The 12299-nt window shown below is 67.3% G+C and carries 14 protein-coding genes; 10 read left to right on the top strand and 4 right to left on the bottom strand.

What is annotated here, in order from left to right:
* Window positions 1-25: 25 nt before the first annotated feature.
* On the top strand, window positions 26-1375 hold the full coding sequence (gene mgtE / locus B3587_RS05630; RefSeq protein ID WP_292727034.1) for a magnesium transporter: 1350 nt from the start codon (window positions 26-28) through the stop codon (window positions 1373-1375).
* Window positions 1376-1390: 15 nt separating this feature from the next.
* Here the strand turns inward: mgtE and B3587_RS05625 are convergent, their stop codons facing one another.
* Complete coding sequence (locus tag B3587_RS05625) at window positions 1391-2671, bottom strand: isochorismate synthase (protein WP_292727032.1); 1281 nt, start codon at window positions 2669-2671, stop codon at window positions 1391-1393.
* 22 nt (window positions 2672-2693) lie between these two features.
* Between B3587_RS05625 and B3587_RS05620 the strand changes: the two genes are divergently transcribed.
* The 8 genes from B3587_RS05620 (at window position 2694) to B3587_RS05585 (ending at window position 10009) form a co-directional block, all read left to right on the top strand.
* Window positions 2694-3269: a DUF402 domain-containing protein gene (locus B3587_RS05620; RefSeq protein WP_228177882.1), complete on the top strand. Its 576-nt coding sequence runs from the start codon at window positions 2694-2696 to the stop codon at window positions 3267-3269.
* Window positions 3270-3331: 62 nt separating this feature from the next.
* Window positions 3332-4069: a demethylmenaquinone methyltransferase gene (locus tag B3587_RS05615; protein WP_228177883.1), complete on the top strand. Its 738-nt coding sequence runs from the start codon at window positions 3332-3334 to the stop codon at window positions 4067-4069.
* A gap of 9 nt (window positions 4070-4078) precedes the next feature.
* Entirely contained in the window at window positions 4079-5134 is a 1056-nt protein-coding gene (locus tag B3587_RS05610; protein WP_292727030.1) for a polyprenyl synthetase family protein, read from the top strand.
* Window positions 5135-5191: 57 nt separating this feature from the next.
* Complete coding sequence (locus tag B3587_RS05605; protein ID WP_292727028.1) at window positions 5192-6565, top strand: FAD-dependent oxidoreductase; 1374 nt, start codon at window positions 5192-5194, stop codon at window positions 6563-6565.
* The gene (locus B3587_RS05600) at window positions 6562-7764 is read left to right on the top strand and encodes a multidrug effflux MFS transporter (RefSeq protein WP_228177886.1); all 1203 of its coding nucleotides are present in this window, start codon (window positions 6562-6564) and stop codon (window positions 7762-7764) included. The genes B3587_RS05605 and B3587_RS05600 overlap by 4 nt, the downstream gene beginning before the upstream one ends.
* Before the next feature lie 96 nt (window positions 7765-7860).
* Window positions 7861-8442 (top strand): hypothetical protein, encoded by a 582-nt coding sequence (locus tag B3587_RS05595; RefSeq protein WP_292727026.1) that lies wholly within the window; start codon window positions 7861-7863, stop codon window positions 8440-8442.
* A gap of 61 nt (window positions 8443-8503) precedes the next feature.
* Window positions 8504-8983 (top strand): hypothetical protein, encoded by a 480-nt coding sequence (locus B3587_RS05590; RefSeq protein ID WP_228177888.1) that lies wholly within the window; start codon window positions 8504-8506, stop codon window positions 8981-8983.
* Between the two features lie 51 nt (window positions 8984-9034).
* Window positions 9035-10009: an alpha/beta hydrolase gene (locus B3587_RS05585; RefSeq protein WP_292727023.1), complete on the top strand. Its 975-nt coding sequence runs from the start codon at window positions 9035-9037 to the stop codon at window positions 10007-10009.
* On the opposite strand, the gene B3587_RS05580 is transcribed toward B3587_RS05585, so the two are convergent.
* From B3587_RS05580 to B3587_RS05570, 3 genes are all read right to left on the bottom strand, one after another.
* Window positions 9894-10337 (bottom strand): HipA domain-containing protein, encoded by a 444-nt coding sequence (locus B3587_RS05580; protein ID WP_292727036.1) that lies wholly within the window; start codon window positions 10335-10337, stop codon window positions 9894-9896. The two genes, B3587_RS05585 and B3587_RS05580, sit on opposite strands and share 116 nt — an antisense overlap.
* An 84-nt stretch (window positions 10338-10421) precedes the next feature.
* Window positions 10422-10904 (bottom strand): HipA N-terminal domain-containing protein, encoded by a 483-nt coding sequence (locus tag B3587_RS05575; RefSeq protein ID WP_292727021.1) that lies wholly within the window; start codon window positions 10902-10904, stop codon window positions 10422-10424.
* Window positions 10901-11140: a helix-turn-helix domain-containing protein gene (locus B3587_RS05570; protein ID WP_292727019.1), complete on the bottom strand. Its 240-nt coding sequence runs from the start codon at window positions 11138-11140 to the stop codon at window positions 10901-10903. The genes B3587_RS05575 and B3587_RS05570 overlap by 4 nt, the downstream gene beginning before the upstream one ends.
* Before the next feature lie 140 nt (window positions 11141-11280).
* Here B3587_RS05570 and B3587_RS05565 point away from each other — a divergent pair.
* Window positions 11281-12299 (top strand): type I restriction-modification system subunit M (locus B3587_RS05565; protein WP_292727017.1); only part of this gene is annotated, 1019 nt, incomplete at its 3' end.

The following is a 12299-nucleotide window of genomic DNA, read 5'->3' as shown; positions in this document are numbered from 1 at the left end:
CCCACCGTCTGCAAGGATGCGCTCCATGGATGACGAGTTTGAGGGATTCCTCGAGACAGTGACTCCGCTTCTGCGGGACCGCCGGCTCGATGAGCTGCGCGAGTTGCTGGCCGAGCAGGATGCCGCCGATATCGCTCAGCTCCTGGAGCGGGAGGATGCGCGCGACCGCGCGGTGCTGTATCGACTGCTGCGCCGCGACCAGGCGCTCGAGGCCTTCGAACTGCTCGATCCGGGGATGCGGGCTGAGCTCATCGGCGGCCTGCGGGAGGACGACGTCGCGAAGGTCTTCGAGGAACTCGACCCCGACGATCGTGCGCAGCTGATCGACGAACTCCCGGCGGGCGTCGCACGGCAGCTCATGCGGGGCCTCTCACCCGCCGAGCGCGAGCTGACGGCCCCGATGCTCGGGTACCCGAAGAACAGCGTGGGCCGCTTCATGAGCACGGAGTATGTCCGGCTTTCGCCCCAGCTCACGGTCGGGGACGCGCTCAGCCACGTGCGTCACCGCGGTGTGGATGCCGAGACCGTCTACATGCTCCCGGTGACCTCACCGCACCGTCGCTTGCTGGGCGTCGTCGGTTTGCGGGAGCTCGTGATGGGGCGCTCCGACGTCACGGTCGAGGAGCTCATGACCGAGGCGCGGACTGCTCGGGCAACGGATGCCGCAGAGACCGCCGCGCGATCGCTGGTCGACTCCGGACTGCTCGCCATGCCGATCGTCGACAGCGAAGACCGCCTGCTCGGCATCCTCACCGTCGACGACGCGGCCCGCATCCTCGAGGAGGCAGAAGACACGGATGCCGCACGCCAAGGGGCCTCCGAGCCGCTGGGCCGCCCCTACCTCACAACGCCCGTGCTGCGGATTGTGCGCGCCCGTGTGGTGTGGCTCCTGGTGCTCGCCGTCTCGGCGCTGCTCACGGTTCAGGTGCTCGGGATCTTCGAGGCAACACTCGAGCAGGTCGTCACTCTCGCCCTGTTCATCCCGTTGCTGACGGGCACGGCGGGTAACACCGGCTCTCAGGCGGCGACGACAGTCACCCGTGCCCTCGCGATGGGGGAGGTGCGAAAACGGGATGCACTCACGGTGATGTGGCGCGAGGTGCGGGTCGGCGCCTTCCTCGGAGGCCTTCTGGGCATCCTCGGCTTCGCTTTGGCGAGCCTCGTGTTCGATCTCGCCCTGGGGGCCGTGATCGGCCTGACGCTGCTGTTCATCTGCACGCTCGCAGCGACGGTGGGTGGTCTCATGCCGATCCTTGCGATGGCGGTGCGGGCAGATCCGGCGGTGTTCAGCACGCCGTTCATCTCGACGTTCTGTGACGCGACGAGCCTTATCATCTACTTCGCCGTCGCGACCTGGATCCTGCAGTTGGGCTGAGTCCGCCCGCAGGGCTCAGGCGAGGGCGTCGACGATGGGCCGGAACTTCACGCGCGTCTCGAGAAGCTCGGCCTCGGGGTCGCTTGCTGCCACGATGCCGGCGCCAGCGTGCGCGATGACCGGAATCGTGTCGCTGTATCTGGCGGCGTCCCGCTGCGGCTCGGCGCCGATCTGGGCGCAGCGCAGGGCGATCGCCCACTCGCCGTCGCCGTTGGCGTCGATCCAGCCGACGGGTCCGGCGTACCGGCCCCTGTCGAACGGCTCGAGTCGACGGATGACGTCGAGTGCGGCATCCGTCGGGGTGCCCGCGACCGCAGCCGTCGGATGCAGCACCGTGACGAGGTCGAGCGCGGAAGCCCCGTTCGATAGCCGACCCGAGACGTCGGTGGCAAGGTGCCAGAGATTCGGAAGCTCGAGCAGGTGCGGCTCGCCGGGAGCGACGAGGTCACGGGTGAGCGGTGCCAGTGCGTCAACCACGCTCGTGACCGCGAACCGGTGTTCGTCGATGTCTTTGCGGCTCGTCCCGAGTGCCTTCGCTGCGGCGACGTCCTCGTCGGCATCGGCGCCGCGCGCCGTGGTTCCGGCGAGCACGCGCGCGGTCACGGCGCCCTGGTTCACCGTGATGAGGGTTTCGGGACTCGCGCCGATGAGGCCGTCGACGGCGAAGGTCCAGGTGTCGGGGTAATTCGTGGCAAGCGCGCGCACCAGCCGACGCAGATCTGCGCCCGCCGGAATCGTCCCGACGAGGTCCCGTGCGAGAACGACCTTCTCGACCTCGCCCGCCGTGATCGCCTCGATCCCGGAGCGCACAGCGTGCTGGTAGCCGTCGGGGTCGAGCAGGCCGGGTCCGAGCGTTGCGGACCAGTGGGGGCCGTGGGGAACGGACGTAGGCTGCGGCGGCTCAGGATCGCTCTCGTGACGGATCGTTGTGACCCACGCCCGACCGCCGTGCACGCCGGTGATCGTCTGCGGAACGACCAGGAACGGCGGCGCCGTCGAGGCCGGGTCGAACCCGAGCGCGCCGAACGCGACCAGCCCGGTGCCGGGCAGTTGCACGGGATCGGACACTCGAGCGTTTGCCGCCAGGTCGCGCCAGATTGCGGCAATCGGCCGGGACAGCGGGGGCGAACCCGGCCCGCCGATCGTTACGACCGCCGCGCCCGAACCGACGATGCCGTTGCCGCGACGCAACCACGCCAGCGGATTATGCGGATCGGTCAGCGACAGCAGGTCGTCGACCGGCTCGATGTCCCGGGTCTCGACCACCAGCGGTGGGAGACGGGAAGTACGGGTCACCTCACCAGCCTAGACTTCCGGCGTGGATGCGGATCGACTCGGGCGCCCGGTGCCCGGCACTGTTACCCAGTTCCGGTGGCGCAAGTGGGACGACGGCGTCCACTGGGTCCACGACTGCGTCTATCTCGGCCACGACAGCTGGGGCGAGTGGTTCGGGCAGCCGGCGGGATGGCGCAGCATCCGTCCCGGCCGGAACGTCGTGACCGCCGGCCCCAACGTCACCCTCATGCCCCCGAGCGGCGAGTACGCGATGACGGTGAACGCAGCACCGTCGCGGACCCGCATCTATATCGACCTCGGCTGGGACATCGGCTGGTCGCAGAGCGCTCCCGGCGTCGCGGAGGGCATCGACATGGATCTGGATGTCGTGCGAGCCCTCGACGAGCGCGGGATCTGGATCGACGACCGCGACGAGTGGGACGAGCACCGCGTCCACTACGGCTACCCGCGCGAGGTGGTCGAGCGGCTCGAAACGTTGGCTGTCGACCTGGAACGGCGGGTGCGCGCCGCGGAGGCTCCCTTCAACGACGCCACGGCGGATGCCTGGCTTGAGCGCCTCGCCGCCCGTGGACTGGCCCCCCAGGGTCTTGATCGTTGAGCGAGCGCAGCGAGTCGAAACGCCCCGGACTCGCCCCTCACGTGGCGTCCTAGACTCGACGCGTGACCCAGTCCCATCGCGCAGATCTCCAGAAGGACCCGGCCCGCGTCAGCGGAATGTTCGACGAGGTCGCGGCAGGCTACGACCGGACGAACACCATCCTGAGCGTCGGTAACGACCGTCTGTGGCGACGTGCGACGACCCGTGCGCTGTCACCGCGCCCGGGGCAGCGCATCCTCGATCTCGCGGCAGGGACCGGCACCTCGAGCGTCGCGATCGCGCGCACGGGCGCCGACGTCGTCGCCGCTGACTTCTCCCCGGGCATGATCGCCGAGGGGCGCCGTCGCCACGCCGGCGTCTCTGGCGTGAGCTTCGTGGAAGCAGACGCAACGGCACTGCCGTTCGAGGACGAAGAGTTCGACGCCGTCACGATCTCGTTCGGACTTCGGAACGTCCAGGATGCCGACGCCGGCCTGCGCGAAATGCTGCGGGTGACCAAACCGGGTGGGCGACTGGTGATCTGCGAGTTCTCGCACCCGACCTCTCCGGCTATCTCCGCTCTGTATCGGTTCTACAACGACCGCATCCTCCCCCCGGTCGCGCGGTTGGTCAGTTCGAACGGCGACGCGTACGACTACCTCAACGAATCAATCCGCGCGTGGTCGGATCAACCGGCCCTTGCGGGGCGCATTCGGGCTGCGGGATGGACGGATGTGGCGTGGCGAAACCTGACGCTCGGCGTCGTGGCGCTGCACCGGGCGCGCAAGCCCGTCGGGGATGGTGGCTCCCAGCCCCGGTAGGCTTGTGGTGTGACCCCCTCCGCGTCAAGTTCCCGAATAGCGAGCCAGCTGGGTCTCGCGGAACGGATCTTCGCGGGCCCTCGTGCGCGCCGTCTCATCGACGGTGTCGAAGCCGGGCTGGATCGGGTCGATGCAAATCTCGAGCGGGAGCTTCACATCTCGGACGCGCTGGCTGATGCGACAAGCCGGTACCTGTTCGATGCCGGCGGCAAGCGCGTGCGTCCGATGCTTGCTCTGCTGACCGCACACCTCGGTGACGGCGTCACGGAGGACGTTGTCGAAGCTGCCACGGCGCTCGAGCTCACCCACCTCGGTTCGCTTTACCACGACGACGTGATGGATGATGCCGACAAGCGTCGCGGGGTGCCGAGCGCTCACTCGGTGTGGGGCAACAACATCGCCATCCTGACCGGCGACCTCCTCTTCGCTCGTGCGAGCCAGATCATGGCGCGGCTGGGAGAGGGAGCGATCCGACTGCAGGCGAACACCTTCGAGCGGCTCGTCCTCGGTCAGATGCACGAGACTGTCGGGCCGACGGATGCTGATGACCGCGTCGCGTTCTACCTGCAGGTTCTCGCAGACAAGACCGGATCGCTGATCGCCGCGGCAGCGCAGTCGGGCATCATCTTCAGCAACGCTCCCACCGAGTACGAAGAGCCGGTACGCACCTTCGGTGAGGCAGCCGGCGTCGCCTTCCAGCTGCTGGATGACGTCATCGATCTCTCGGCAGATCCCGATGAGACCGGCAAGGTGCCGGGGACGGACCTCCGCGCTGGCGTCCCGACGATGCCCTATCTGCTTCTCGCGCGCCGTGACGACCCCGAGGCTCGCGCTCTTCGCGACCGGATCGACGAGGGCGTCGCCCGGATCGCTGACGGCGAGGACCCCGCGTTGCTGGACGAGCCTCTTGCGATGCTTCGGTCTGACAGGTCAACGCGCGAGACTGTGGAACTCGCCAACGCTTGGTCGCGTGATGCGATCGCGGCACTCGATCCCATCCCTGACGGCCCGGTCCGCGAAGCCCTCACGAGGTTTGCGCAGGCCGTCGCCGACCGCTCGAGCTGAGGCCGTCCCGGCGCTCTTGCGCCGAATCACCGTGCTCTCGCGTCCCGAAAGGAACACATGACCACTCTGAGGTTGGCCATCGTCGGCGCAGGCCCGGCGGGCATCTACGCTGCTGACATCCTGCTGAAGGCGGAGCGCGCGTTCGACGTGTCGATCGACCTGTTCGAGCAGCTGCCTGCGCCGTACGGCCTCGTCCGATACGGCGTAGCTCCCGACCACCCTCGCATCAAGGGCGTCATCACGGCCCTGCGCGAAGTGCTCGACAGGGGCGACATCCGCATCTTCGGCAACGTCGAGTTCGGTCGCGACATCACCCTCGACGACCTCAAGCGCCACTACAACGCCGTCATCTTCGCCACCGGCGCCGTCCGCGACGCGACCCTCGACATCCCGGGAATCGACGCCGAGGGGTCCTACGGTGCTGCCGACTTCGTGAGCTGGTTCGACGGGCACCCCGACGTGCCCCGCACCTGGCCGCTGACCGCGCAGTCGGTAGCCGTCGTCGGCAACGGCAACGTCGCGCTCGACATCACCCGCATCCTCGCCAAGCACGCCGATGATCTGCTGCCCACAGAGATTCCCGCGAACGTCTATGAGGGGCTCAAGGCCTCGCCCGTGACCGACGTCCACGTCTTCGGCCGTCGCGGGCCCGCGCAGGTCAAGTTCACGCCGCTCGAGCTGCGCGAGCTCGGTGAACTGCGGGATGTCGACATGGTCGTCTACGACGAGGACTTCGACTACGACGAGGCATCCCGGACGGCGATCGAGAGCAACAAGCAGGTCAAGGTCATCGACCGCGTGCTGCAGGAATGGCGGACCCGGCCCGGTGTGAACAACGCGGGCGGGACGGCATCCCGTCGCCTGCACCTGCACTTCTGGGCTCGGCCCGTCGAGGTGCAGGTCGATGACCGCGGCCACGTGTCGGGCTTCGTGTACGAGCGCACGCGCCCCGACGGGCAGGGTGGTGTCGCCGGAACCGGTGAGTTCCGCGAGGTTCCCGTCCAGGCCGTCTACCGTGCCGTCGGCTACTTCGGATCACCGCTTCCCGAGGTGCCGTTCGATGAGCGGCACGGTGTGATCCCCAACCACGAGGGCCAGGTTCTGCGCGCCGATTCCAATGAGCGCGCACCTGGGCTGTACGCGACCGGATGGATCAAGCGTGGCCCGGTCGGCCTGATCGGTCACACCAAGTCCGACGCGATGGAGACCGTGCGCCACCTCATCAACGATCAGGGTTCGTGGTGGCAGCCTGAGGACCCGTCGGAGGCGGCGATCCCCGCACTCCTGGCCGAGCGCGGTGTCGCCTGGACCGACCTGGAAGGCTGGCACCGTCTCGATCAGCACGAGATCGGTCTGGGTGAGCCTGAGGGGCGTGCCCGTATCAAGGTGGTGCCTCGCGACGAGATGGTTGCCATCTCTCGAGGCGAGTGAGTTCCTCGCGGAGGCTGTCGCCGGGGCTGATCGCAGCTCTCGGCTTCGTCTCCGCTGTCGGTCCGTTCGCGACCGACATGTACCTCGCATCCTTCACCGACATCGCGGGCGACCTCGGCGTTGACGCCGCGGCCGTGCAACTGACGCTCACCTCATTCCTCGTGGGTGTCGCGGTGGGTCAACTCGTACTCGGTCCCTGGTCCGATCGCGTCGGGCGACGCCCCGTCCTCGTCGTCGGCGGAGTGATCTTCGCTCTGTCCAGCATCGCGCTGGTGTTCGCCCCGACGATCGCCGTGTTCGTCATCCTGCGATTCGTGCAGGGTTTCTCGGGGTCTGCGGGGATGGTGTTGGGGCGCACCGTCGCTGTCGATCTCAGCCCCAAAGAGACTGCGGTGCGCGCTCTTAGCCTCATCGTGGTCGTTGTCGGGGTTGCGCCGCTGGTCGCACCACCGATCGGCGGTCTGCTGAGCGAGGTCGTTGGCTGGCGCGGCGTGATGGCGGCGCTCGCGGTCGTCGCGGTGGTGATGCTGGTCGTGTCGCTGGCCGTCGTTCCGGAATCCCTCTCCATCGAGCATCGCCATACTGCCGGGATGTCGCAGACGCTCGGCGCCTTCCGCGGATTGCTCGCCGACCGCGCTTTTCCCCTCTATACGGGTGCCTACGCGCTCACGTTCGGCGCGATCATGGCGTACGTGTCGGCGTCGCCGTTCGTGGGCCAGGTTGTGCTCGGGATGTCGCCGACGGTGTACTCGATCTCGTTCGCGGTTGCAGCCAGCGGCGTCATCCTCTCGAACATCGTGAACGCCCGGGTCGCAGTGCGGTTCGGGCCGAGACGGATGCTGGGCGTTGGCCTGGGCGCCACGACCGGCGCCGCTGCGCTTCTGCTGGCACTCACGCTGACCGGTACCCTCACGATCCCGGGGTTCGTGGCCTGTGCGTTTCTGCTCACTCTCGGACTCGGATTCACGATGTCCAATGCCAGCGCTTTGGGCCTTGCCCGCGCCGATCACGCTCGCGGTGCGGGCTCAGCAATCATGGGAACATCGCAGTTCGTCATCGGTGCTGTGGCGTCACCGCTCGTGGGGTTGGCGGGAGAGGACACGGCTGTGCCGATGGCAGTCGTGATCGCGGCGATGATGGCGCTCTCGCTGCTGCTCGGCATCCTGGCCCTGCGGACGACCCGCCGCGGCCGCCGCTGAGCCGGCTGGCGCGGCGCGCGGCTCTTGTGCCTTACATTGAGGTGTCCAGAGTGCGTGGGTGAGGTGGTCGCCCGCGCACCGTATCGAGGAGTCACTATGTCCCGGTCCCGCTTTGTCCCTGCCGTCGCCGTCGTCGGTATCCTGCTGCTCGCTGGTTGTGCACCGACCCCCGAGCCTTCGTCCACGCCAACCTCTGAGGCAACGCAGAACGACACGCCCAGCACCGAGCCGACGCAGGAGCCGCAGTCGTTCGTCGCGAACGTTCCCACGGACTGCGCAGCGGTCGGCACGGCCGAGAGCCGCGCCGACAGCGTCGATCAGCTGAACCTTCAGGGTGACGGCGCCGACTTCGTTCGCCCGGTTCCCGAGGGCTCCACGCTGCTGCTCGGCTGCGACTGGTTCGCTGGCGACAGCCAGGGCGTGCTGCTGCTGATCAGCGAGGTCGACCCCGCAGCCGCCGAGGCATATGTCGCAACCCTTCCCGGTGAGGGGTACACCTGCGTCACGGGGGATGCCGGAAACCCGGTGTGTCAGATGGTCACCCCGAACGCCGAGTTCTCGGTCGACACTGTCGAGACGATCACGAGCCGCGAGGACATCTGGATCTACTCGTCGGTGACGAACGTGGACGCCGAGATGCTGCTGGGCGATCTGAACCTGCAGATCTGGGGCAACTGATCCCGTTCGTGTCGGTCCTGACACGGTTGGCCCTCACTGGCGGCCGTGTCAGGATCGATGCGTGAGCATCAACAACCCGAGCGACAAGACCCCCATGAGTCGCCGAGGACTTCTCGCGTCAGCACTGGCTGCGGGAACTGTCGGTGCACTCGCGGGTTCCGCGGCGCCGGCGGCGGCCGCGGCTGAGGATCCCCGCGGTCCGAACGAGGTTTGGCTCAAAGGGTCGGGCCTGAAAGTCACCAGCGATGAATGGCAGCCGCTTCCAGAGGGCTACTCGTGGGGTCCCGGGAGAATCCTCTATTACTCGGTCGTCATGGAACAGCAGACGGAGGCGCGGCGTGTATGGGCCGTCGTCCTTCCGGACGGGACTCAGCGCACATTCCCGGAGTCGGCATATATGTCGCAACTCCGCATGGCTTTCGCCGAACGCGGCTGGCGCTGGACCACCACTAATCACCCCGCGGCATCCCACGTCGTTGTGTACCTGGAGCCAGCTGATTTCTTCGCTGCTGGGCTCGGCGACGCTCCCCCGATCAGGTAGCTTCGGTCTCTTCGCGTCCCGCACGAGAACGGGCGGCGATAGTCTCAACTCGTGGAAGAGGTGTGGCTTCCTGACCTGCTCGGCGGTCGCTTTCGGCAGCGCACGCTGAGTTTGGGAAGTGATGCCGAGGGCGAGGTCGTCGCTACGCTCGTGCGGCTCCTGCCGTCGTGGCCTGCCTCGTGGACGGGGCGTCTTCGCGACGTCGACGTTCTCTACGTCCATGGGTGGTCGGACTACTTCTTCCAGACGGGCCTCGCGCAGTGGTGGACAGACCGGGGCGCCCGGTTCTATGCGCTCGACCTGCGCAAGTACGGTCGGAGCCTGCGGGCTGGCCAGACGCCGGGTTACGTCTCATCGCTGGCCGAGTACGACGCAGACATCGCGGCGGCACTCTCGGCGATGGGGCGCGAGGATAAGCCGGGGCGGCGCCTCGTGCTGTTGGGCCACTCCACGGGCGGGCTCACGCTCTCGCTGTGGGCGGCGCGGCATCCGGGGGTTGCGTCAGCGCTTGTGCTCAACAGTCCGTGGCTGGAGTTCCAGACGGGGGCCTGGGGCCGAGAAGCGCTCACGCCCCTCGTCGCGGCCCGAGCTCGGTGGGACCCGTTGGGGATGCATCCGGTCGTCGATCTCGGCTTTTACACCCGAGCGCAGCAGGAGGTCGGGACTCTGCCGGAGGCGCCGGAAGGATGGCGGCCTGAGCGTGGGTTTCCGACCACTCCGGGCTGGCTCAAGGCGGTGCTCGACGGCCACGACACCGTTGCGCGAGGGATCGACGTGGCATGCCCCGCGCTCGTGCTGCTGTCGCAGCGGTCGAGCTCGCCGCTGGTGTGGCGCCCCGACATGCTCGAGACCGATTCCGTTCTCGTCGTCGATGACATAGCGAAGGCGGCGACCCGCCTGGGCCGGCTCGTCACGATCGCACGAATAGACGGCGCGCTCCACGACGTGTTTCTCTCCCGCGCAGCCGTGCGGGAGAAGGCCTACCGCGTGCTGGGGGAGTGGATGCAGTCGCAGACGCTTCGCTAGCCTGCGGAGGGTGCTCGACCGTCTCCGACGGCCCGCCCCTCTCGCAGGTCGTCTGCGCGAGGCGGAGCACATCTTCGGACCCGGCATACTGCGACAGTGCACCGGCGACGCGGGCGAGCGAGACCACGCCTCCGAGCTCCTGGTACTTCTGATTGGCGCTCGCGCCCAGCACCTGGTTGAAATCCTCCTGGTGGATGCGCGCGCCACCGGCTCGATCAAAACGTTCGATCACGAGCGTCGGCAGTCCGTCGAACTCCTCGACCCGGGTATCGAAAGCCGCGAGTCCGAGGCGACGTGAGAGGCGCGCGCCGTACTCCTCATCGAAGATGACAGTTGGTCGTGTGGGCAGTTGAGGCTTCAGGATGTGCGTCGACGGGAAGCCGCCGAGTGCTTGGTTCCACCTGGCTCCGGTTCACGCCAAGACGATCTTCGGCTGGACGCCGCCCAGTGAGGTCCGCCCATAGTCCGTCGCGTTCCCGAGCGGAGCGCCGATCGGATCCTCCAGGAGGCGTCGGATCCCCTCAGCGTCGATCGGGATCACCTCGGGAGTCCGTGGTTCCGACGGGTCGTCGACATCCCAGATCTGCAAGGCACCCGCGACGTCACGTCCGTACCGCGCCAGAAACGCGGGTATGTCGCCCCGCCGCATACCACCCTGCGTGAGCATGTAGTCGAGTTGGTCGCCTTCGGGCAGGAGCTCGGCGAACCAGTTTCGGCGACGCCCTGCATGTTGCCTTGGCATCGAAGCCAGCAATGGAATCGCAACCGACATCACCCGGCTGTTTACCCCGAATGTCTCCCGTGCCTCATCGGTGATCTCGACGTCGAACGAGCGTGCATCAGGGCCGTGGATGTGTCCGATGACCGTGCCATAGAGCTCGACGGCGAGCCTCATGACCGGGCTTCACCATCCCACATAGCCGATAGCTCGACCCCGGTCGCCCGCATGAGGTCGAACATTCGACGAGCCCAGATCGTGGGCTTTCCGGATTCGAGCTCACTGATAGACCGCTGCGAGATGCCGAGTTGGTCGGCTAGCTCCATCTGTGTCAGGCCTCTTGCGAGCCTCGCCTGTTGGATCGCAAGCCCGATGTCGGCTGGGGAGCGCAGCTTTGCTTCGTACGATGCCATGGCCGTCCCTACTACGAAATTCGGATATAGCAAGTTGTAGTGGGATTCTACGGGCGCGCGACGAAGCCGTCTGTTGTCGTCGGGTCTGCTGGCCGCCCTCCGTTAGCGTGGAGTGGTTGCACGGATCGAGGGGGCACAGCGTGGTCACGGGTGAACTGAGACGTCAGGTCGACAAGGTCTGGGATGCCTTCTGGTCGGGCGGCATCGCCAATCCCGTCGAGGTGATCGAGCAGATCACGTATCTGCTGTTCATCCGGCGGCTTGACGATCTGCAGTTGCTCGCTGAGAAGAAGGCAGCCCGCTTCGGCGAGGAGGTCGAGAACCCGGTCTTTCCCGAGGGGTACGACAATGATCTGCCGAGCCGTCGGCCGTACCGCGATCTGCGGTGGAGCGTGTTCACGAACTTCGCGCCCGCCGAGATGTTCGAGGTCGTCTCCGAGCATGTGTTCCCGTGGTTGCGCCGGCTGGGTGCCGAGGGGTCGAGCTACGCGCGGAACATGCGCGATGCCCGGTTCACGATCCCGACCCCGGCGCTGCTGACGAAGGTCGTCGACCTGCTGCACGAGATTCCGATGGAAGATCGCGACACCAAGGGCGACATCTACGAGTACATGCTCTCGAAGCTCGCGACCAGCGGCACGAACGGGCAGTTCCGCACGGCCCGGCACATCATCAAGCTCATGGTCGACCTGCAGCGTCCGCGCCCCGACGACCTCATCATCGATCCGGCCGTCGGAACCGCGGGGTTCCTCGTCGCCGCCGAGGAGTACCTGCGCGAGCACCACCCCGAGCTGTGGGCGGATGCCGCCAGTCGCGCCCACTTCCACGGCCCGATGTTCACCGGCTACGACTCCGATGCCGCCATGGCCCGCATCGCCAGCATGAACATGCTGCTGCACGGCGTCGAGAACCCGACGATCGAGCGCGCGGATTCGCTGTCGGAGGGGCATCCGGGCGATGACCGCTACACGCTCGTGCTCGCCAACCCGCCGTTTGCCGGGTCGCTCGATCAAGAGACCGTCTCGAAGGATCTGCAGAAGCTCGTCAAGACCCGCAAGACCGAGCTGCTCTTCCTCGTGCTCATGATCCGGATGCTGCGCAACGGCGGACGTGCCGCGGTCATCGTGCCCGAGGGCGTGCTGTTCGGGTCGAGCAACGC

Source organism: Microbacterium sp. UBA837 (assembly GCF_002296025.1).
In the GTDB taxonomy this organism is placed as follows: domain Bacteria; phylum Actinomycetota; class Actinomycetes; order Actinomycetales; family Microbacteriaceae; genus Microbacterium.
Note: the sequence above shows the minus strand (reverse complement) of the source record. Positions and strands in the feature narration are given on the sequence as shown.

What these genes read in the sequence shown, in the direction of transcription:
- mgtE (WP_292727034.1), top strand. Translation starts at nt 26, where the DNA reads ATGGATGACGAGTTTGAGGGATTCCTCGAGACAGTGACTCCGCTTCTG.
- B3587_RS05575 (WP_292727021.1), bottom strand. Translation starts at nt 10,904, where the DNA reads ATGAGGCTCGCCGTCGAGCTCTATGGCACGGTCATCGGACACATCCAC.
- B3587_RS05570 (WP_292727019.1), bottom strand. Translation starts at nt 11,140, where the DNA reads ATGGCATCGTACGAAGCAAAGCTGCGCTCCCCAGCCGACATCGGGCTT.
- B3587_RS05605 (WP_292727028.1), top strand. Translation starts at nt 5,192, where the DNA reads ATGACCACTCTGAGGTTGGCCATCGTCGGCGCAGGCCCGGCGGGCATC.
- B3587_RS05595 (WP_292727026.1), top strand. Translation starts at nt 7,861, where the DNA reads ATGTCCCGGTCCCGCTTTGTCCCTGCCGTCGCCGTCGTCGGTATCCTG.